General features: G+C 71.0%; 17 protein-coding genes. 8 read left to right on the top strand and 9 right to left on the bottom strand.

What is annotated here, in order from left to right; all coding sequences use genetic code 11:
- Position 1: 1 nt before the first annotated feature.
- On the bottom strand, positions 2 to 901 hold the full coding sequence (locus MRBLWH11_RS08050; RefSeq protein ID WP_341947464.1) for a LysR family transcriptional regulator: 900 nt from the start codon (positions 899 to 901) through the stop codon (positions 2 to 4).
- Positions 902 to 993: 92 nt separating this feature from the next.
- Here MRBLWH11_RS08050 and MRBLWH11_RS08045 point away from each other — a divergent pair, with 92 nt between their 5' ends.
- Complete coding sequence (locus tag MRBLWH11_RS08045) at positions 994 to 1,659, top strand: type 1 glutamine amidotransferase domain-containing protein (RefSeq protein WP_116633895.1); 666 nt, start codon at positions 994 to 996, stop codon at positions 1,657 to 1,659.
- 21 nt (positions 1,660 to 1,680) lie between these two features.
- Here MRBLWH11_RS08045 and MRBLWH11_RS08040 read toward each other — a convergent pair whose 3' ends face one another.
- The gene (locus MRBLWH11_RS08040) at positions 1,681 to 2,847 is read right to left on the bottom strand and encodes an ROK family transcriptional regulator (RefSeq protein WP_341947463.1); all 1,167 of its coding nucleotides are present in this window, start codon (positions 2,845 to 2,847) and stop codon (positions 1,681 to 1,683) included.
- Positions 2,848 to 2,983: 136 nt separating this feature from the next.
- On the opposite strand from MRBLWH11_RS08040, the gene xylA reads away from it, so the two are divergent.
- Positions 2,984 to 4,174 (top strand): xylose isomerase, encoded by a 1,191-nt coding sequence (xylA, locus tag MRBLWH11_RS08035; RefSeq protein WP_341947462.1) that lies wholly within the window; start codon positions 2,984 to 2,986, stop codon positions 4,172 to 4,174.
- Positions 4,175 to 4,181: 7 nt separating this feature from the next.
- Positions 4,182 to 5,492, top strand: a complete 1,311-nt coding sequence (locus tag MRBLWH11_RS08030) for an FGGY family carbohydrate kinase (RefSeq protein WP_341947461.1) — start codon at positions 4,182 to 4,184, stop codon at positions 5,490 to 5,492.
- Between the two features lie 106 nt (positions 5,493 to 5,598).
- On the opposite strand, the gene MRBLWH11_RS08025 is transcribed toward MRBLWH11_RS08030, so the two are convergent.
- The 5 genes from MRBLWH11_RS08025 to MRBLWH11_RS08005 form a co-directional block, all read right to left on the bottom strand.
- A complete protein-coding gene (locus MRBLWH11_RS08025; RefSeq protein WP_341947460.1) occupies positions 5,599 to 6,555 on the bottom strand; it encodes an aldose 1-epimerase family protein in 957 nt (318 codons plus the stop codon).
- Positions 6,555 to 8,072, bottom strand: a complete 1,518-nt coding sequence (gene araA / locus MRBLWH11_RS08020) for an L-arabinose isomerase (RefSeq protein WP_341947814.1) — start codon at positions 8,070 to 8,072, stop codon at positions 6,555 to 6,557. The genes MRBLWH11_RS08025 and araA overlap by 1 nt, the downstream gene beginning before the upstream one ends.
- A gap of 39 nt (positions 8,073 to 8,111) precedes the next feature.
- Positions 8,112 to 9,713: an FGGY-family carbohydrate kinase gene (locus MRBLWH11_RS08015; RefSeq protein ID WP_341947459.1), complete on the bottom strand. Its 1,602-nt coding sequence runs from the start codon at positions 9,711 to 9,713 to the stop codon at positions 8,112 to 8,114.
- Positions 9,710 to 10,429: an L-ribulose-5-phosphate 4-epimerase gene (locus MRBLWH11_RS08010; RefSeq protein WP_341947458.1), complete on the bottom strand. Its 720-nt coding sequence runs from the start codon at positions 10,427 to 10,429 to the stop codon at positions 9,710 to 9,712. Before MRBLWH11_RS08010 ends, MRBLWH11_RS08015 begins: the two co-directional genes overlap by 4 nt.
- A gap of 238 nt (positions 10,430 to 10,667) precedes the next feature.
- Positions 10,668 to 11,678 carry a LacI family DNA-binding transcriptional regulator gene (locus MRBLWH11_RS08005; RefSeq protein ID WP_341947457.1) on the bottom strand — a complete coding sequence of 337 codons (1,011 nt, stop codon included), beginning with the start codon at positions 11,676 to 11,678 and terminating at the stop codon, positions 10,668 to 10,670.
- 57 nt (positions 11,679 to 11,735) lie between these two features.
- On the opposite strand from MRBLWH11_RS08005, the gene MRBLWH11_RS08000 reads away from it, so the two are divergent.
- On the top strand, positions 11,736 to 12,581 hold the full coding sequence (locus MRBLWH11_RS08000) for an NAD(P)-dependent oxidoreductase (protein WP_341947456.1): 846 nt from the start codon (positions 11,736 to 11,738) through the stop codon (positions 12,579 to 12,581).
- Positions 12,582 to 12,660: 79 nt separating this feature from the next.
- On the opposite strand, the gene MRBLWH11_RS07995 is transcribed toward MRBLWH11_RS08000, so the two are convergent.
- Positions 12,661 to 13,686: a LacI family DNA-binding transcriptional regulator gene (locus MRBLWH11_RS07995; RefSeq protein ID WP_116633886.1), complete on the bottom strand. Its 1,026-nt coding sequence runs from the start codon at positions 13,684 to 13,686 to the stop codon at positions 12,661 to 12,663.
- Positions 13,687 to 13,877: 191 nt separating this feature from the next.
- On the opposite strand from MRBLWH11_RS07995, the gene MRBLWH11_RS07990 reads away from it, so the two are divergent.
- From MRBLWH11_RS07990 to MRBLWH11_RS07975, 4 genes are all read left to right on the top strand, one after another.
- A complete protein-coding gene (locus MRBLWH11_RS07990; protein ID WP_341947455.1) occupies positions 13,878 to 15,173 on the top strand; it encodes a sugar ABC transporter substrate-binding protein in 1,296 nt (431 codons plus the stop codon).
- A gap of 66 nt (positions 15,174 to 15,239) precedes the next feature.
- Positions 15,240 to 16,145 carry a sugar ABC transporter permease gene (locus MRBLWH11_RS07985; RefSeq protein WP_341947454.1) on the top strand — a complete coding sequence of 302 codons (906 nt, stop codon included), beginning with the start codon at positions 15,240 to 15,242 and terminating at the stop codon, positions 16,143 to 16,145.
- A 4-nt stretch (positions 16,146 to 16,149) separates the two neighbouring features.
- Positions 16,150 to 17,040 (top strand): carbohydrate ABC transporter permease, encoded by an 891-nt coding sequence (locus MRBLWH11_RS07980; protein WP_341947453.1) that lies wholly within the window; start codon positions 16,150 to 16,152, stop codon positions 17,038 to 17,040.
- 2 nt (positions 17,041 to 17,042) lie between these two features.
- Positions 17,043 to 18,905, top strand: coding sequence for a beta-L-arabinofuranosidase domain-containing protein (locus MRBLWH11_RS07975; RefSeq protein ID WP_341947451.1), 1,863 nt, complete (start codon positions 17,043 to 17,045; stop codon positions 18,903 to 18,905).
- Between the two features lie 88 nt (positions 18,906 to 18,993).
- Here the strand turns inward: MRBLWH11_RS07975 and MRBLWH11_RS07970 are convergent, their stop codons facing one another.
- Positions 18,994 to 20,253, bottom strand: coding sequence for an FAD-binding protein (locus tag MRBLWH11_RS07970; protein WP_341947450.1), 1,260 nt, complete (start codon positions 20,251 to 20,253; stop codon positions 18,994 to 18,996).
- Between the last annotated feature and the right edge of the window lie 37 nt (positions 20,254 to 20,290).

Below are 20,290 nucleotides of genomic sequence, written 5' to 3'. Positions count from 1 at the left end.
GTCAGAGGTCCGCGACGGCGTCGCGCAGCGCGCGCTCGACCACCGCGACCCCTTCGGCGAGCGGCCCGGGGCGCCGCACGAGGTAGAGGGTGTTGATCGGCGGGTCGTCGGTCTCGCGCAGGACCGTCAGCCGCCCGTCGGCCAGTTCGCCGGCGATCAGATAGGTGGGCAGCACCGTGGCTCCCGCACCCGCCACCGCCGCGGCGACGAGGGCGCGCAGATCGGGAGCGACGAGAGCGGGTGCGCGCTCGAGTCGGATCCCGAACACGTGCCGCCAGTAGCGGCGGAGGATCGGCACATCCGGTGCGAACGCGAGAAGCGGCGTCGACGCCAGCACATCGGGCCGCAGGTCGACCGACGGCTCGATCCCGAGCGAGGGGGATGCGACGAGGACGAACTCCTCGTCGAAGAGGGCGACGGTCGGGAGCGCGCGACCGCGCGGTCGCACCGCCGAGACCACGAGGTCGAGGCTCCCCGTCGCGATCCGGTCCAGCAGGTCGGCCGCGAGTCCCGGCGTCATGGTGACCCGGAGGCCTCCCGCCACGGCCGAGGCGAGCGCAGGAGCCGCCAGCACCGCGAGGAGATCGCCCGCGCCGCCGAGTCGGACGGGCGGCGCATCGGCGGGCGGAGGCGATCCGAGCGCCGTCGCGAGCGCGTCGAGCGGACCCGCCAGCCGGTTCGCGAGATCGTCGGCCCGAGGGGTGGGACGGATGCCGCGGGCGTGGCGGTCGAACAGCGGCTCGCCGATCCGCGCCTCCAGTGCCTGCAGCTGCGCGGTCACGCTCGACTGCGCGAGTCCCAGCATCCGCGCCGCCGCCGACACCGAACCCGATCGATATGCCGCGAGAAACGTCCGCCACAGCGCGACGTCTCTCAGTCCATCGGAATTCCGATCGCTCATATCGTGAATCTATCGGAAGGACGCGCAAAGCCGAACGGTTGTGCTCGATACCGGCATCCGCTCGGCATCCGTCACCCCCTGAAGGAGCATCCATGTCCACCGTCCTCTTCGTCGTCACCGCCGCCCGCACCTGGACCCTCACCGACGGCACCGCGCACCCCACCGGGTTCTGGGCCGAGGAGCTGCTCGCCCCCTACCGACTGCTGACCGAAGCCGGTCACGACATCGTGTTCGCCACTCCGGGAGGGGTGCCCCCGATCGCCGACGCCGCGAGCGTGGCGGACGGCGACGCGGCATCCATCGCGGCGATCTCCGCGCTCGCGACGCCCCTGGTTCTGGCCGACGTCGATCCCGCGGCCTACGACGCCGTGTACTACCCCGGTGGTCACGGTCCGATGCAGGACCTCGCCGAGGATGCCGACTCGGCGGCGCTCATCACGGCGACCCTCGCCGCCGGACGCCCGCTCGCCGCGGTCTGCCACGGCCTCGCGGCCCTCCTTCCCGCACGCACGGCCTCGGGCGAGCCGGTCGTCGCCGGACGCCGGATCACGGGCTTCTCCGACGAGGAGGAGCGTCAGGCCGGTCTCGCCGACCGCGCACCGTTCCTGCTCGAGAGCGCTCTGCGCGCGCTGGGCGCCGACGTCGAGGTCTCCGAGGCCTGGAGCGACCACACGATCGTGGACGGACTGCTCATCACGGGGCAGAACCCGCAGTCCTCGGAGTCGGCGGCGCGGGCGCTGGTGGCAGCCCTCGCCTGATCGGCCGGCGGGCGGGGCTCGTCAGATCACGCCGACGGACGTGAAGGCGAGCTCTGCCGCACCGAGCAGCAGCCGGTCGGCGGCGAGGGATGCCGGGAGGATGCGGAGCCCCTCCGCGTTCTCCGCCATCGCGCGGTCGGCCACGTCGGCGGCGAAGCCTTCAGGGTCGAGCTCCTCCAGCTGGGCGAGGAAGCCACCCAGCACGACCACCGAGGGATCGAGGATGTTCACGGCATCCGCGATCGCCTGCGCCAGCAGCCCGCGCTGACGCGCGCACTCCTCGCGGACGGGGTCGGCATCGGATGCCGCGGCGAGAGACTCCGCGAGCGTCGCATCGTCAGCCGACGCGAGGCCCAGCACCGCCAGGAGGCGGGCACGGCTCACGTCATCCTCGAGCACGGCCGAGCGAGTGGGGTCGACCCGGTTCTGACCGAACTCGCCAGCGTACCCGCCCACTCCGCCGACCGGGGAGCCGTGCACGATGATGCCGCCGCCGATGCCGGACGGACCGCCGTTGAGGTACACGACGTCGTCGGCACCCTGTGCCGCGCCGAAGAGATGCTCGGCGAGCGCGCCGAGGCTCGCATCGTTCCCCACGGCGGTCGGGAGTCCCGTCGTCTCGGCGATCAGCGCCCGCACCGGGGCATCCGTCCAGCCGAGGTGCGGGGCGTTGCGGACGAGCCCGTCGGCCGCGCGCACGAGGCCGGGCACGGCGACCCCGACGGCGACCAGCCGTGCATCCGCGAGCGGGCCGTCGCGCCAGCGATCGACGACGGCCGCGACGAGATCGGCGACCTCGACGGCGGTGAGCAGCGTCGCGGATTCGATGCGCTCGCGGACGGCGATCGTGCGGGAGAGGTCGATGGCCGCGATCTCGACCGCGTCGATCTCAGGGTTCACCGCGATCACGACCGCCCTCGGCGATGCCGCGACGACAGGTGAGGGCCGCCCCACCCGTCCGACCGGATCGGGATCGCGCTCGACCACCCAGCCCTCGTTCACGAGCTCGGCGACCAGGTCGGCGATCGTCGAGCGGTTCAGGCCGGTCGCGGTCGTCAGCTGCGCCCGCGACTGCGCTCCACCCAGGTGCACCAGCCGCAGGACCCGCGCGAGATTGCGCGCACGCACGCCGTCGCCCGAGTCCTTGAGCGCCGCGGTTGCGCTGCGCCCCGTCGAAGCGTCCGTCACATCGTCCTCGCATTCGGTTCGGCGTCTCAGTCTAGGAGGCTGGACATCCTGCACTCCAGGCTATATGTTGTTGCTCACAACATTTGAGCACGGCGACTTCTGCATGTCGGCGCGCCGCACCATGCGAAGGAGCATCATGAGCCTCACCCCGACCCGCGACGACAAGTTCTCGTTCGGCCTCTGGACCATCGGCTACAACGGCACCGATCCGTTCGGCGGACCCACGCGTCCGGCCCTCGACGTGGTGCACGCGGTCGAGAAGCTCGCCGAGCTCGGTGCCTACGGGCTCACCTTCCACGACGACGACCTGTTCGCGTTCGGATCGACGGATGCCGAGCGGCAGACGCAGATCGACCGGCTCAAGGGTGCGCTCGACGGCACCGGCCTGATCGTGCCGATGGTCACCACCAACCTCTTCAGCGCCCCGGTCTTCAAGGACGGCGGCTTCACCTCCAACGACCGCGACGTGCGCCGCTACGCGCTGCGCAAGGTGTTCCGCCAGCTCGACCTCGGCGCCGAGCTGGGCGCCAAGACGTTCGTCATGTGGGGCGGCCGCGAGGGCGCCGAGTACGACTCCGCCAAGGACATCCGCGCGGCGCTCGAGCGCTACCGCGAAGCGGTGAACCTGCTCGGCGACTACGTGACCGACAAGGGCTACGACATCCGCTTCGCGATCGAGCCGAAGCCCAACGAGCCTCGCGGCGACATCCTGCTGCCGACGCTCGGGCATGCGATCGCGTTCATCGACTCCCTCGAGCGCCCGGAGCTCGTCGGCGTGAACCCCGAGGTCGGGCACGAGCAGATGGCGGGTCTGAACTTCACGGCCGGCATCGCTCAGGCGCTGTACCACGGCAAGCTCTTCCACATCGACCTCAACGGTCAGCGCGGCATCAAGTACGACCAGGATCTCGTGTTCGGGCACGGCGACCTGCACAACGCCTTCTCGCTGGTCGACCTGCTCGAGAACGGCGGACCGAACGGCGTCCCGGCGTACGAGGGCCCCCGGCACTTCGACTACAAGCCGAGCCGCACCGAGGACGAGAGCGGGGTCTGGGACTCCGCCGCCGCGAACATGCGCACGTACCTCCTCCTCAAGGAGCGCGCCGCGGCCTTCCGCGCCGACCCCGAGGTGCAGGAGGCGCTGGCTGCCGCCAAGGTCGCCGAGCTGTCCACGCCGACGCTCAACCCCGGCGAGAGCTACGACGACTTCCTCGCCGACCGCAGCGCCTACGAGGACTTCGACGCCGACGCCTACCTCGGCGGTCACGGCTTCGGCTTCGTGCGCCTTCAGCAGCTGGCGACCGAGCACCTGCTCGGCGCGCGCTGAGTCCGCGATGGCCCTCGTCCTCGGCGTCGACTCCTCGACGCAGTCGTGCAAGGTCGTCGTCGTCGACAGCTCGACCGGTGCCGTCGTGCGCACCGGTCGGGCATCGCATCCCGACGGCACCTCGGTCGATCCCGAAGCGTGGTGGGTCGCGCTGCAGGCGGCGCTCGCGGCGGCAGGCGGACTCGACGACATCGCGGCGTGGGCCATCGGCGGGCAGCAGCACGGCATGGTCGCGCTCGACGCCGTGGGCCGGGTCATCCGCGATGCGCTGCTGTGGAACGACACCCGATCCGCGGATGCCGCGACGGCGCTCGTCGACGAGTTCGGGGCGCGGGAGCTGGCCGACCGCACGGGACTCGTGCCCGTGGCATCCTTCACGATCTCGAAGGTGCGCTGGCTCCGCGATCACGAACCCGACAACGCGGCGCGCGTGGCGGCGATCGCCCTACCGCACGATTGGCTGACCTGGCGGCTGCGCGGGTACGGCCCGGCGGGAGCGGATGCCGCACCGCTCGGGCCCGACCTCGCCGAGCTCGTCACCGACCGCTCCGACGCCTCGGGCACGGGGTACTGGAGTGCGGCGACCGGCGGATACGACCGCGAGCTGCTGATCGCCGCCCTGGGACATGACGCGATGCTCCCGCGAGTGCTGGGCGCCGACGAGTGGGTGACCGATGCGGCGGGCCGACGCGTCGCGCCCGGCGCCGGTGACAACGCCGCGGCAGCCCTCGGACTGGGCGCCGGTCCCGGAGATGTCGTCGTCTCGATCGGCACCAGTGGCACGGTCTTCGCCGTGAGCGAGGCGCCGTCGGCCGATGCGACCGGGATCATCGCGGGCTTCGCCTCCGCCGACGGACACTTCCTGCCGCTGGTGTGCACTCTCAACGCGGCCCGGGTGCTCGACGTCACGGCGACGCTGCTGGGTGTCGACCACGACGAGCTCAGCCGCCTGGCCCTCTCGGCGCCGTCGGGTGCCGACGGGCTCTCGCTGGTGCCGTACTTCGAGGGAGAGCGCACCCCGAACCTGCCGGATGCGACGGCCACGCTCAGCGGCATGACGCTGGCCTCGACGACCCGCGAGAACCTGGCGCGAGCCGCGGTCGAGGGGATGCTGTCCGGTCTCGGGGCGGGCCTCGACGCGCTCCGCGAGGAGGGCGTGCCCCTGCATCGGGCCCTGCTGATCGGCGGCGGCGCGCAGTCCGAGGCCGTGCGGGCGATCGCCCCTGAGGTGCTCGGCATCCCGGTCGAGGTGCCGCCGGCCGGCGAGTACGTCGCCCTCGGCGCCGTCCGTCAGGCGGCCGCGGTGCTCGGCGGCTGAGCCTCAGGTCGCAGTTCCCGTCGTCACCAGGCGTTCCGGTCGCCGTTGCTGCCGGCTCCCGGCGCGTGAGGCGGCACGAACGGCGATCGAAACCGAAGAACCTCGGCTACACCGCCCGGATGCGCCAGCTCGCGGCGTGCTCCGCGCCGGGGGCGAGCGTCACGAGATCCGTGCCGGAGTTGAAGGCATCGGGCGGACAGGTCATCGGCTCGACCGCGAGGCCGATCCGATGGATGCCGTCGAGTCCTGGATTGTCGGCCGTGTGCACCTGCACCCACGGGCAGCGCTCGTCCCAGGTCATCGCGACGCCCGTCCCGTCGTCGGTCGTCAGCCGAACCTCGGCCACGCCGTCGGTGCGGGCGAGACCCGTGAACGCGTGGTCGATGAAGACATCGCCGATCCGACGGGCTGCGCGGAAGTCCCACTCCGGATGCTCCGCCACCGGCTCGACCGCGACCGGGCTCAGGCGATCGGGAGTGACCGTCAGGACCTCGGATGCCGGAAGGAGGAGCGTCCAGGCATCGACCGGAGGTGCCGAGTCGCCTCCCTGGGTCCCTGAGCCTGTCGAAGGGCCCGCCACGAGATACGGATGCGGTCCGGTGCCCCAAGGCGCGGCATCCGCTCCGATGTTGTGGGCGGTGACGGTCTGGCGCAGGCCGTCCGCGTCGAGGCGGTACTCGACCTCGACCTCGATGCGGAACGGGTAGCCGGACTGCGGCTCGATCACAGCGGCGAGCACGACGCGATCGTCGAGGATGAGCCGGTCGGAGAACTCCACCCAGGCGAGCAGTCCGTGCAGGGCCTGGCCGCGCCCGGGCTCGGTCAGCGGCAGCTGGTGCACGGCGCCGCCGAAGCGGTAGCGGCCGTCGACGATCCGGTTGGGCCACGGAGCGAGGGTCGCACCGCGGTACCCGGGCCGCACCTCGTCGGCGTCGAACGGCACGACGAGGTCGCGCCCCTCGAACGTCAGCATCCGCAGCGAGGCGCCGACGCTCGCGATGATCGCCTCGTAGCCGTGGCCGGCGAGGCGCAGCTGCCGCCCGGATCGCAGCCCCACCGTCATCACAGTCCCTGCGCGAGACGGTAGTAGGCCTGGTTCCAGCGCACCTGCTTCTGGAACTCCGGCAGCGTCGTGCTGTCGTCGATCACGAGCAGCTCGACCTCGGCCATGTCAGCGAAGTCGCGGAACGCCTCGAGACCCACCGCGGTCGACATGACCGTGTGGTGCGCCGCACCCGCGGTGAGCCAGGCGGCCGCACTGGTGGTGAAGTCGGGCGCCGGCTTCCAGACCGCCCGGCCGACCGGGAGCTTGGGGAGGGAGGCGCGCGGCGGCACGTTCTCGACGACGTTCGCCGTGAGCCGGAAGCGGTCGCGCATGTCGCTCAGCGCGACCACGATCGCCGGACCGGGGTCGGCCGTGAAGACCAGGCGCACCGGGTCGTCCTTGCCGCCGATGCCGAGCGGATGGATCTCCAGCATCGGCTTCGCGGTCGTCAGCGACGGCGAGACCTCGAGCATGTGCGCGCCGAGGATCAGCTCGTCGCCCGGGGTCATGTCGTAGGTGTAGTCCTCCATGAGGCTCGCGCCGCCGGGGAGGCCTGCCCCCATGACGTTCGCGATGCGCACGAGGATCGCCGTCTTCCAGTCGCCCTCGGCGCCGAAGCCGTAGCCCTCGGCCATCAGCCGCTGCACGGCGAGGCCGGGAAGCTGCTTCAGCGCGCCGAGGTCTTCGAACGAGGTCGTGAAGGCGCCGAAGCCGCCCTCCTCGAGGAACGAGCGCAGCCCGATCTCGATCGCGGCGCCGTCGCGCAGGGACTGGTGCCGCTCGCCGCCCTTCCGCAGCTCGGGGACGACTTCGTACAGCTCCTCGTACTCGGCGACCAGCGCGTCGATCTGGGAGTCGGATGCCGCGGCGACGGCATCCGCCAGCTCGTTCACGCCCCAGGTGTTCACCTGCACGCCGAAGCGCAGCTCGGCCTCGGTCTTGTCGCCCTCGGTCACGGCGACGAAGCGCATGTTGTCGCCGAAGCGGGCGAGCTTCAGGTCGCGCGACGCGGCGAGCCCCGCGGCGGCGCGCTGCCAGGTGCCGAGCTCGCGGCGCACGCGCGGGTCGGAGGCGTGCCCGACGATGGTCTTGCGCGGCACGCCGAGGCGCGTCTGGATGTACCCGAACTCGCGGTCGCCGTGCGCGGCCTGGTTGAGGTTCATGAAGTCGAAGTCGATGTCGGCCCAGGGCAGCTCGACATTCGCCTGCGTGTGCAGGTGCGCGAGCGGCTTGCGCAGCGCGTCGAGACCCGCGATCCACATCTTGGCCGGGCTGAAAGTGTGCATCCAGGCGACGAGTCCGATCACCCGGTCGTCGGCGTTCGCCTCGAGGGCGGTGCGCTTGATGGCGGCGGCATCCGTCAGCACCGGCTTCCAGACGATCTTCACGGGCACCTCGTCTGCGGAGTCGAGCAGGCGCGCGATCTCCTGCGACTGGTCGGCGACCTGGGCGAGCGTCTCGGGGCCGTACAGGTGCTGACTGCCGGTGAGGAACCAGACCTCGTAGCCGTCGAGCGAGGTGGAGAGGGCCATGATGTTGCCTTTCAGAAGTGGGTCGCTGAGCCTGTCGAAGCGTCAGAGGGATGCGACGGCGGCGGCCTCGACGGCCAGTCCCGCCCGATAGCGGTCGAGGTAGGCGGCGAAGCCCGCGACATCCGCGGGGTCGGGTTCGGTCGTGGAGAGGGATGCCGCGGCGAACACCTGGTGCTCGAGGTAGTCCCCCAGGGACAGCGCGTCGGCATGCGCGAGGTACGAGGCCAGCACCGCGATGCCCCACGCCCCACCCTCGGATGCCAGCTCTCCGACGGCGACCGGCGCACCGAGGGCGCCGGCGAGGAACCGCTGCGCGACCCCGGCCGTCCGGAACATGCCACCGTGGGCGAACATCCGGTCCAACTCGACGCCCTCGTCGGCCAGTACCTGCATGCCGAGCGCGAGAGTGCCGAACACACCGTAGAGCTGCGAGCGGATGAAGTTCGCGAGCGTGAACGCGCTGTCGGGCGTGCGCACGAACAGCGGCCGGCCGGCATCGAGCCCGGCGATGGGCTCGCCCGCGAGATGGTTGTAGGCGATCAGACCGCCGGCATCCGCCTCTCCGTCGAGCGCCTCGCGGAACAGCGCATCGAACACGGCGTCATCGTCGAGCGGTTGCCCCGCGGCGGCCGAGAAGCGGGTGAACAGACCCGCCCAGGCCGCGAGCTCGCTCGCGCCGTTGTTGCAGTGCACCATCGCGACGGCATCGCCCGCGGGGGTGGTCACGAGGTCGAGTTCGTGATGCACCTCGGTCAGCGGACGCTCGAGCACGACCATCGCGAAGATGCTGGTGCCCGCAGAGACGTTGCCGGTGCGCGGCGCGACCGAGTTCGTCGCGACCATGCCGGTGCCCGCGTCGCCCTCGGGCGGGCACAGCCGGATGCCGGGCTGCAGAGCACCGCTCGGGTCGAGCAGCGCCGCTCCCTCGGTCGTGAGGGCACCGGCATCCGCACCGGCGGAGAGCGCGGCCGGGAGAATCTCGACGAGCGGGCGAGGCAGACGACCGGCGGCGTGGGCGTCGTAGGCGCGCAGCATCCGTTCGTCGTAGTCGCGGGTGGCCGAGTCGATCGGGAACATGCCCGAGGCGTCGCCGACGCCGAGCACGCGCCGACCGGTGAGCTTGTGGTGCACATAGCCGGCGAGCGTGTTCACGCCGGCGATCCGGGGCACATGCGCCTCGCCGTCGATGACCGCCTGGTGCAGGTGGGCGATCGACCAGCGCAGCGGGATGTTGACTCCCAGCAGCTCGGTCAGCTCGGCGGATGCCGCGCCGGTGTTGGTGTTGCGCCAGGTGCGGAACGGCACGAGCAGCTCGCCGGCCTCGTCGAACGCGAGGTAGCCGTGCATCATGGCCGAGACGCCGATCGCTCCGAACGATGAGGGACGGATGCCGTGCTGCCGCTCCGCGTCGGCGACGAGCGCGGCATAGGCGGCCTGCAGCCCCGTCCAGACCTCGTCGATCGCGTAGGTCCAGAGCCCGTCCTCGAGCCGGTTCTCCCACGTGAAGGAGCCGGTGGCGAGCACCTCGGTGGGGTCGGACCCGATCAGGCAGGCCTTGATGCGGGTGGAACCCAGCTCGATGCCGAGGCTCGCCCGGCCGGCGCGGATGTCATCGGCGCCGGACGCCGCGGTCGGAGAGGTCATCGGCGGGCGTCCTGACTCTGGCCGTACACGTTCTGGTAGCGGTCGAAGAGGCTGTCGATCGCCGCCTGCGGGATCGGGACCAGCGGACCGGCCTCGCGGGCGAGGTGCACCGTGCGGGCCACGTCCTCGACCATGACCGCCGCCTTCACGGCATCCTTCGCGTCGACGCCGATCGTGAACGGGCCGTGGTTCTGCATGAGCACCGCCCGCGAGCGGTGTCCGCTGAGGGTCTCGACGATGCCGCGTCCGATCGAGTCGTCGCCGATGATCGCGAAGGGGCCGATCGGGATCGGTCCGCCGAACTCGTCGGCCATGGCGGTGATCACGCAGGGGATCTCCTCGCCGCGGGCGGCCCAGGCGACGGCGTAGGTCGAGTGCGTGTGCACGACGCCGCCGACCGCCGGCATGTTGCGGTACACGTAGGCGTGTGCGGCGGTGTCGCTCGACGGGGAGCGATCGCTGCCGGGGGTGCCGGGGATGACGTTCCCGTCGAGGTCGCAGAGGATCATGTTGTCGGGTGCGAGGTCGTCGTAGGAGACGCCGGACGGCTTGATCACGAACAGGTCGGCGCCGGGAACCCGGCCGGAGACGTTGCCGCCGGTCCAGACGACGAGTCCGTAGCGGACCAGCTCGCCGTGCAGTCGGGCGACGTCGGCGCGGACGGTGGCGATGGCCGCATCGACGGCGGGGTCGAAGGCGGGGGCGTCGTTGCTCACAAGGACCTCGGATGCTTCACGACCGGCCACTGTGACCGGTCACAGAAGTGTGACACGGGTCGCGCGGGTCGTCAAGAGGACGGGGCTCGGCGGTCGGCCGTTCACAATTCAGCAAGAACTCCCTGCGCCCCGATCACGGCCCCCGGAATTCCGAGGGAAGGAGCCCCGCGCGTCCGAACTCTTGCTGAATTGCGAACGCCACTCCGGCCGGAACGACGGGGCGACCACGAGCCGAGGGTCAGCGCGGCGGGGCGACCGAGTCGCGCGTGATCAGCACCGGGGCGACCGGGGCCAGATGCGCCGCCTCGGCCTCGGCGCCGCCGACCGCAGCAGCGACCGCGCGGCGCGCGAGCTCGTCGAAGTCCTGCCGCACGGTCGTGAGCTTCGGCCAGTAGTACGCGGCGTCCGGGATGTCGTCGAAGCCGACCACGCTGATGTCCGCGGGGACCGCGAGCCCGGCCTCGTGCAGTCCACCGAGCAGTCCGAGCGCCATCTGGTCGTTCGCGGCGAAGACGGCGGTGGCACCCGCGGCGCGGACCGCGGCGACGGCGGCATACCCCGATCCCGCCGACCAGTCCCCTGCGATCACGGGTCCGGCCGGGAGACCCCGTGCGGCCAGCTCCGCGGCGAAGCCCTCCGCGCGCGACTCCGCTTCGAGCCAGTCGGCGGGACCCGCGAGATGGACGATGCGGGTGTGCCCGGCATCCGCGAGGGCGGCGACGGCCATGCGCGCGCCGGCCGCCTGATCGACGGAAAGTCCGTGAGCGCCGCGCCCGGCGGAATGCAGGGTGACGACGGGAACGCCGATCGAGAGGGCGTCGAGCGCCTCGAGCGTGCGGGCATGCGGAGCGACGACCACGATGCCCTCGACGCCCTGGGTGATGAGGTGGTCGACGGCCGCGACGACCGCAGCGGCGTCTCCCGCATCGGCGAAGGCCGCACTGACCCAGTACCCCGCCGCACGAGCGGACGCCTCGAGCGCGGCGATGCTGCGTGAGGGACCGTACTGCAGGGCGTCGGAGGCCAGCACGCCCAGCGTGCGGGACCGGCGGGTGCCCAGCGCGCGGGCGGCGTTGTTCATCCGGTATCCGAGCTCGGCCATGGCCGCCTGCACGCGCACCTGGGTCTCGGGGGCGACATCGGGGTGATCGTTGAGCACCCGCGAGACGGTCTGCCGGGACACCCCGGCGAGCGCCGCGACGTCGCGGACGCCGACCGTGCGATTCGACGCGCTGGGGGACTCACTCACGCCGACGAGTGTACGACGCCCGACCCGCGCCGCTCGCAGCCGTGCCACTCTGGAGACATGCGCATCGCTCTCACGGGATCATCGGGCAAGCTCGGCCGCGTCGTCGCTCGCGAACTGCGCGCGAACGGCTACGACGTCATCGGGATGGATGTCGCGGGCGTCCGCGGACCCGATTTCGTGCAGGTCGATCTCACCGACTACGGCCAGGTCGTCGACGCCTTCACCGCGGTCGGCGATCGGCACGACGGCATCGACGCGGTCGTGCATCTCGGCGCGATCCCGGCGCCCGGCATCCGCAGCGATGTCGCGACCTTCCACAACAACATGCCGGCCACGTTCAACGTGTTCTGGGCGGCCGTGCGGCTCGGCATCCGTCGTATCGTCTACGCGTCGAGCGAGACGGTTCTCGGCCTGCCGTTCGACGTTCCGCCGCCCTATGTGCCGGTCGACGAGGACTATCCGGCGCGCCCGGAGTCGGTGTACTCGCTGGTGAAGACGCTCGAGGAGCAGCTGGCGACCGAGCTCGTCCGCTGGCACCCCGATCTGTCGATCACGGCGCTGCGGTTCTCGAACGTGATGGACCCCGAGGACTACGCGGCCTTCCCGTCGTTCGACGCCGATGCGCTGCTGCGCAAGTGGAACCTCTGGGGCTACATCGACGCCCGCGACGGGGCGCAGGCCGTGCAGCGCGCGCTCGAGGTCGCCGCTCCCGGATTCGACCGCTTCATCATCGCGGCCGCCGACACGGTCATGACACGAGCGAACGCCGAGCTGCTCGCCGAGGTGTTCCCCGACGTGCCGGTCAGGGGCGAGTTCGGGCCGAACGAGACGCTGCTTTCGATCGACAGGGCGCGGCGCGTGCTGGGGTTCGACCCGCAGCACTCCTGGCGCGACCACGTCTGACGGACGCCTCTCGGCCGGCCCTTCGACAGGCTCAGGGACCCAGGCACCTGGGTTGCTGAGCCTGTCGAAGCACCCCGGGCTACCGCCGGGCGATGGTCGAGCCGCGGATCACCAGGCGCACGGGCAGGTGGTGCGAGCCCTCGCCGATGTCGACGCCGTCGATCGCATCGAACACGCGCTGAGCGGCCTGCCGCCCGAGCTGCTGCAGGTTCGCGTCGATGCTGGTGAGCTCGGGGCGGGCGTTGGTCGCGAGCACCTCCCAGTTGTCGTAGCCGATCACCGCGAGGTCATCGGGCACCGAGCGTCCGAGGTCGCGCGCCGAGTCGAGCACGCCGCGCGCGATCTGATCGGAGCCGCAGAACACCGCGTCGATGTCGGGATGCCGCTGCAGGAGCATCGCGGCGGCGTCTCTGCCCCAGTGCTCGGTCCACTCCGAGAACATCGGCTCTCCGACGAGCTCGAGTCCGGCCTCGCCGAGCGCGGCCCGTGCTCCGGCGAGACGATCCTGGGCCGCGGCGTACGAGGGGTCGCCGGAGATGTGGGCGATGCGCCGGCGCCCGCACGCGAGCAGGTGCTCGATCGCGAGGCGCCCGCCGGCGTAGTTGTCGGGAGTGAGCGACAGGTCGCGCGGGTCATCCGACGGCGCGTACGCGTAGACGACCGGCACGGGAAGGTCCTGTCCGAGCGATGGGCGCGGGTCGGTCTGACGTCCGACCACGATGATGCCGTCGACCCGGCGGCTGAGGAGCTCCTTCAGGTGATGCTGCTCGCGGATCGCGTCGCCGCGGGCGTCGCACAGGAACACGTTGATGCGGCCGGCGCCGAAGGCATCCTCCGCCCCCATCAGGATCGGGATCATGAAGCGGCCCTCGAGGTCGCTCGTGAGCAGGCCCACGGTGCCGGTGCGGCCGGCGAGCAGCCCCCGCGCCATGGCGTTCGGCGTGAAGGAGAGCTCGTCGGCGACCGCGAGCACACGGGCTCGCGTCGCTGCGGCGACATCCCCACGGTCGTTGAGCGCCTTGGATGCCGTCGCGATCGACACGCCAGCGAGACGGGCCACATCGCTGAGCGTCGCCGCCTTGCCCACGGATTCGCCGTTTGCCATCTCGCCCCCTGAACCGCACTGAACCGCACGTTGCTGAAAGGTTATCGGAGCAGTCCTTGACCGCTGCACCCCATTCACGATATACCTTTTCGAAAGCGGTTTCGGAGATTTTCGAAGCCGCCCGCCAACGCAAGTCAGCGCCGTCGCCCGACGACAGCATCCGCTCACCGAAGAGTCCTGGAGGCCATCCCATGCACACCACCCGACGCCGTGCGCTCCGACGCACCGTCACCGCCCTCGCGGCGACCGCCCTGCTCGCCGCCCCTCTCGCCGCTTGCGCATCCGGCGGTGAAGCCGCGTCCGACGAGCCGATCACCGCCGAAGGCGTCGACGACGGGTCGACCCTGACCCTCTGGACCCGCGCGCCCATCGAGCGCCAGGCCAAACTGCTCGTCGACGCGTACAACGAGTCGCACGAGAACCAGGTCGAGCTCACGGTCGTCCCGAACGACGACTACGTCGCCAAGGTCGGCGCCGCTGCCGGCTCCGGAGGACTCCCCGACCTCTTCGCCGCCGACATCGTCTACGTGCCCAACTGGGCGCAGCAGGGACTCTTCGCCGACATCTCCGAGCAGATCGACGGCCTCGACTTCAAGGACGAGATCAACCAGGGCCACCTCTCCGCCGGCACGGTCGACGACAAGGAGTACGTGCTGCCGTTCGCCCTCGACCTCTCGATGCTGTTCTGGAACAAGGAGCTGTTCTCCGAGGCCGGGCTCGACCCCGAGAAGGCTCCGGCCACGCTCGAGGAGTTCTCCGAGGCGGCGCAGGCCGTGCAGGCGCTCAATAAGCCCGACACCTACGGCACCGCCACCGGGCTCAACTGCGGCGGATGCCTGGTCTTCACGTGGTTCCCCTCGGTCTGGGCATCCGGCGAAGAGGTCATGACAGACGACGGCTCCGAGGCGCTGCTCGACGGCGACGCCGCGCAGGCCGTGTACGACACCTGGGCAGAGCTCGAGAAGGCCGGCGCCGTGCTGCCCAGCTCCACCGATGAGGCCGGTCCGACCTGGACCGCGGCGTTCAGCGAAGGCAAGGTCGGCGTCATGCCGTTCCCGGCCACACTGCTGCCCTCTCTCGAGTTCGACGCGGGAGTCGCCGGCATCCCCGGTGTCGACGGCGGCGTCTCCACGTTCGTGGGCGGTGACGGCATCGGAATCTCGAAGGACTCGAAGCAGTCCGCGCAGGCCTGGAACTTCCTCAACTGGATGATGTCCGAGGAGGCCCAGGTCGAGGTGCTCGCCAAGGACGGCAACGCCGTCTCCCGCGGCGATCTCGCCGACAACGAGTACGCGGCCGCCGACCCGCGCCTGGTCACGATCAACGAGGTCGCAGCGCAAGGCAGCACTCCCGTCGCGCTCAACTTCCAGCAGGCGTTCAACGCGCCGGGCAGCCCGTGGCTCTCGCTGGTGCGCAACCGGGTACTGAACGGCGAGGACGCCGTCGAGGCCGACAACGAGGAGATCACCGCGATCCTCTCGCAGTGATCCTCGGTGGGGCGGCGCACGCCGTGCCGCCCCACCGCCCGCTCGCCCCGATCGAAAGAGACTGAGATGACCTCGACCGCACCCCCGCTGCGCCGCCGCCGCGCGCGCACCGGATTCGGCGGCCCCGTGCAGGGCTGGCTCTACGCCGCACCGACCGCGATCTTCGTGGCCCTGCTGTTCGTGGTGCCGCTGGTGCTCGTGCTGCAGATGTCCGGGTCCGACTGGCCGCTGCTCAGCGGCAACCGCGGCCCGAACTTCCCCGAGAACTACGTGGATGCCGTCAGCCACCGGCTCTTCTGGGACAGCATCCGTTTCACCCTGCTGTACACCCTGATCACGACCGTGATCCTGATCGGCCTGGGCCTCGGACTCGCCCTCCTCGTGCAGGAGTCGACCCGCTGGAAGGGCCTCCTGCGCACGGCCTTCCTCATCCCGAGCGCCCTCGGCCTGGCCTCCGCGTCTCTGTTGTTCTACGTGCTCTACTCCCCCATCGCCGGCCCCTTCGCCGGCCTGATGAAGTCGTGGGGCATCACGTTCCTCGGCACCCCCGACGGTGCCCTCTGGTCGACGATCTTCCTCATCGTGTGGCGCTTCGCCGGCTTCTACATGCTGCTGATGCTCGTGGGCCTGCAGGGCATCCCGGACGACATCTACGAAGCAGCGCGCATCGACGGCTCGAGCCGCTGGCAGACGTTCCGCTACATCACGGTGCCCCTCCTCAAGCCGACCTTCGCGCTCACCACCGTCATGTGCGTGACCGGCTCCCTGCTCGCGTTCGAGCAGTTCTACATCCTCACCAAGGGCGGCCCCGACAACAGCACCATGACGGTCGTGCAGCTCATCTACAACGTGGCCTTCCAGGGTCAGAACAGCCTCGGCATCGCCGGCGCCCTCTCGGTGATCGTGCTGCTCGCGCTCATCGTCATCAACGTCTTCCAGTTGCGCGCCTTCCGGCGTCCGGATGAGAGCTGAAGCCATGTCCCAGACACTCACGCGCACGATCGTCGCCCCGAACCATCAGCCCGCCGCTCCGCGGTACCGCTCGAGAGCGGCGCGCATCGTCTTCGGCATCCCCTACTGGGTGTTCACGACCGCCCTCGCGGTGATCTTCCTCTATCCGCTCATCTGGACCGGCGTCTCCTCGCTCAGCCCGGTGGCCGGCACGAGCCAGACCGACGGCTGGGGCTTCGGCAACTACATCGCCCTCGCCGACTACCAGGCGGGCATCTGGGTGTACCTGGGCAACTCGCTGTTCGTCTCGGTGCTCACGGTCGCCCTCACCCTGTTCATCTCGCTGCTGGGCGGCTATGCCTTCGCCCGGTTCTCGTTCCCCGGCAAGAACGCGCTGTTCCTGGTGACGCTCGCGATCCTCATGGTGCCGTATGCGACCCTGCTGATCCCGCTCTACGTGATCCTCAACGCGGTCGGCCTGCAGAACTCGCTCGTGGGCGTCGCGCTCGTGATCACGATGTTCCAGCTGCCGTTCTCGATGTTCATGATGCGGATCTCGTTCGAGTCGATCCCGCGCGAGATGGATGAGGCCGCCATGGTCGACGGATGCTCCAGCTGGGGCGCCCTGTGGCGGGTGCTGCTGCCGGCGGTCAAGCCGGGACTCGTGACCGTCGGACTCTTCGCCTTCCTCACGGCGTGGAACGACTTCATGGCCCCGCTGATCCTCATCAACGACTCCAACCGGATGACGCTGCCGCTCGCGGTCGCGAACCTCCGCGGGCAGGTGCAGGGCGTGGTCGACTACGGCGCGACCGAGGCCGGGGTGGTCGTGCTGGCGCTCCCCTGCATCCTTCTCTTCCTGATCCTCCAACGACACTACGTGCGCGGCTTCATGTCCGGCGCCTTCAAGGGATGACCATGTACGACATCACTGCACCGGCGGCGCCGGTGGTCCCCACGCGCGGTCGCCTGCGCCCGCTCGGCCTCTCCGAGGTGCGCATCACCGGAGGGTTCTGGGGCGAGCGCCAGGAGATCAACGGCGCGGCGACGCTCGACCACATCGCCTCTCGTCTCGAGTCCGAGGGCTGGCTGCCGAACTTCGATCTCGCCGCCGCCGGCACGCTGCCCGCGGGACGTCGGGGCCGGGAGTTCGCCGACTCCGAGGTCTACAAGTACCTCGAGGCGCTCGCCTGGGAGATCGGACGGACGGATGCCGCGCCAGACGCCGCGCTCGAGCAGCGGTTCCGGTCGGTCGTGGCACGCGTCGCGGCCGCGCAGGAGGCCGACGGCTACCTGAACACGCGGTTCGGTCGCCCCGGCCAGGGCGACCGCTGGTCGGACCTGGAGTGGGGGCATGAGCTGTACTGCCTCGGGCACCTCTTCCAGGCGGCGGTCGCCCGGCACCGCACCCGCCCCGACGCCGACGACGGACTGATCGAGATCGCGCGACGCGCGGCAGAGCTGGTCATCCGCGAGTTCGGGCCGGCCGGACGCGACGCGATCTGCGGCCATGCCGAGGTCGAGGTCGGTCTCGCGGAACTCGGTCGAGCGCTCGGCGAGCAGCGCTTCATCGATCAGGCCGCCTTGTTCGTCGAGCGGCACGGACGCGGGACCCTCGCCGAGATCGAGTGGGGGCAGGAGTACTTCCAGGACGACGTGCCGGTGCGCGAGGCCGAGGCGCTGCGCGGGCACGCCGTGCGGGCGAACTACCTCGCCTCCGGGGCGACCGACGTCGCCGTGGAGCTCTCCGACGACGGTCTGCTCGATGCCCTGCGCGCCCAGTGGCACCGCACGACGGAACGCCGCACCTACGTGACCGGGGGACAGGGCTCGCACCACCAGGACGAGGCGTTCGGCGCCGACTGGGAGCTGCCGAGCGATCGCGCCTACTCCGAGACCTGCGCCGGCGTGGGGTCGATCATGTTCTCGTGGCGCCTGCTGCTCGCGACGGGCGCGACGCAGCACGCCGACCTCATCGAGCGCACGCTGTTCAACGTCGTCGCCACCTCGCCGGCTCCCGACGGACGCGCGTTCTACTACGCCAACACGCTCCACCAGCGGATGCCGGGGGTCGAGGCCGATCCCGATGGCACGTCGAAGCGGGCGTCGTCCTCGCTGCGCGCACCCTGGTTCGAGGTCTCGTGCTGCCCGCCCAACGTGGCGCGCACGTTCGCGAGCCTCGCCGCCTACCTCGCGACCTCAGACGCCGAGGGCGTGCAGCTGCACCAGTACGCGCCGGCATCCGTGCGCACGACGCTCCCCGACGGGAGGGTCGTCGCGCTCGACGTCGAGACGGGCTACCCGGTCGACGGCGGCATCCGCGTGTCGATCGCAGAGGATGCCGAGTTCACCCTGACGCTGCGGGTGCCGGCGTGGGCCGAGGGGGCGACGGTGCGCGTGGAAGCCGACGGCGAGGTCACGGAGGAGGCGGCCGCTCCCGGCACGGTCGAGGTGCGTCGTCCCTTCCGCGCCGGCGACGTCGTCGAGCTGACCCTGCCGCTGGTCGCCCGGGTGAGCAGCGCCGATCCTCGAGTGGATGCCGTGCGCGGATCCGTCGTCGTCGAGCGCGGCCCCGAGGTGCTCGCACTGGAGTCGATCGACTTCGGTGCCGACATCGTCGACGCGGTCGTCGCCGGGGAGCCGGTCGAATCCGGCGGGCAGGTGCGCCTGCCGCTGCGGCACCGCGCGTCCGGCGAGGTCGCGGATGCCGTGCTGGTGCCGTACCACGACTGGGCGCAGCGCGGCCCGTCGACCATGCGGGTCTGGATCCCGACGAGCTGAGTCGGCACCCCTGGGTCCCTGAGCTTCCACACCCCTGGGTCCCTGAGCCTCCGCACCTCTGGGTCCCTGAGCCTGTCGAAGGGCCGACCTACAGTCCGAGGCGCTCCAGGTACGGGTTCACCAGCCGACGATCGGGGTCGAAGCGCGCGGCGAGCGCCGCGAAGTCGTCGAAGCGCGGGTACCGCGAGCGCACCTCGGCGCCGTCGAACTCGAACACCTTGCCCCAGTGCGGACGGGCCGTCGGCGGCAGCGCCGCCTCGATCGTCGGGAGGAGCGCCCGGACCGCGGCCTCCTCGGGCTTCCACGTGAAGTGGATGCCCACGGCATCCGTCTCGTACGACGAGCTCAGCCAGAGGCTGTCGGCCCGCACCGTGCGGATCTCGTTGACCAGCAGCAGCGGGGCGATCTGGCCGGCGAGCGTGCGCACGGCCTGGATCGCGGCGACGGCGTCGGCGCGCGGCACGAGGTACTCGCTCTGGATCTCGGCCCCGGCCGAGGGCGTGAACTCGAGCTTGAAGTGGGCCAGCCGTTCGGACCAGGGCCCGGGAACGCCCAGCTGGTCGGTGCAGGCGACCGGGTCCACACCGAGGATGGGATGCCGCTTGCTCACGGCGGCCGCGGAGCCGAGACGCTCGAACAGCGACTCGCGCGCAGCCTCGTGCGCCTCGGGCAGCCGCTGCTTCACCCAGATCTGGTCGGCGATGTCGGTCCGCTGCCAGGTCGAGAAGATGCTCACGCTGGTGCCGGCGCCGGTCACGTCGTCGAGGTCGGCGAGGATCGCGTCCCAGTCCGGATGCTCGAACACGTGCTGAGCGACCTCGTAGGTCGGCTCGACGTCGAGGGTCAGGTCGACGACCGCTCCGAGCGCGCCGAGATTCACCACCGCGCCGTCGAAGTCGTCGTCGCCGCGGCGGAGCGTGCGGATCTCCCCCGTCGGCGTGATGATCGTGAGCGCACGCACCGCGCTCGCGAGCGAGCCGATCGCGTCGCCCGAGCCGTGCGTGCCGGTGATGACCGCGCCCGCCACCGAGATGTGCGGGAGCGAGGCGAGGTTCGCGAGCGCGAGCCCCTCCGCCAGCAGACGCGGGGCGATGTCGCCGTAGCGCAGCCCACCCGAGACGCGGACGGCGTCGCGCGCCTGGTTCACCTCGAACACCGCGGGCAGCGCGTCGACGGCCACGAGCAGGCCGTCGGTGTCGGCGAGGTCGTTGAAGCTGTGGCGTGATCCCAGCATCCGCACCGGACCGCCCTGCGCGAGAAGCGCGGCCAGCTCATCCGTCGACGACGGGTGCTCCACGCGTGATGCGCGATACGTGAGGTTGCCCGCCCAGTTGCGTTCGATGCCCATGGCGCCATGATAGCCACGAACGGCTCGACTACATCGT

The organism is Microbacterium sp. LWH11-1.2, assembly GCF_038397745.1.
GTDB lineage: Bacteria > Actinomycetota > Actinomycetes > Actinomycetales > Microbacteriaceae > Microbacterium.
Note: the sequence above shows the minus strand (reverse complement) of the source record. Positions and strands in the feature narration are given on the sequence as shown.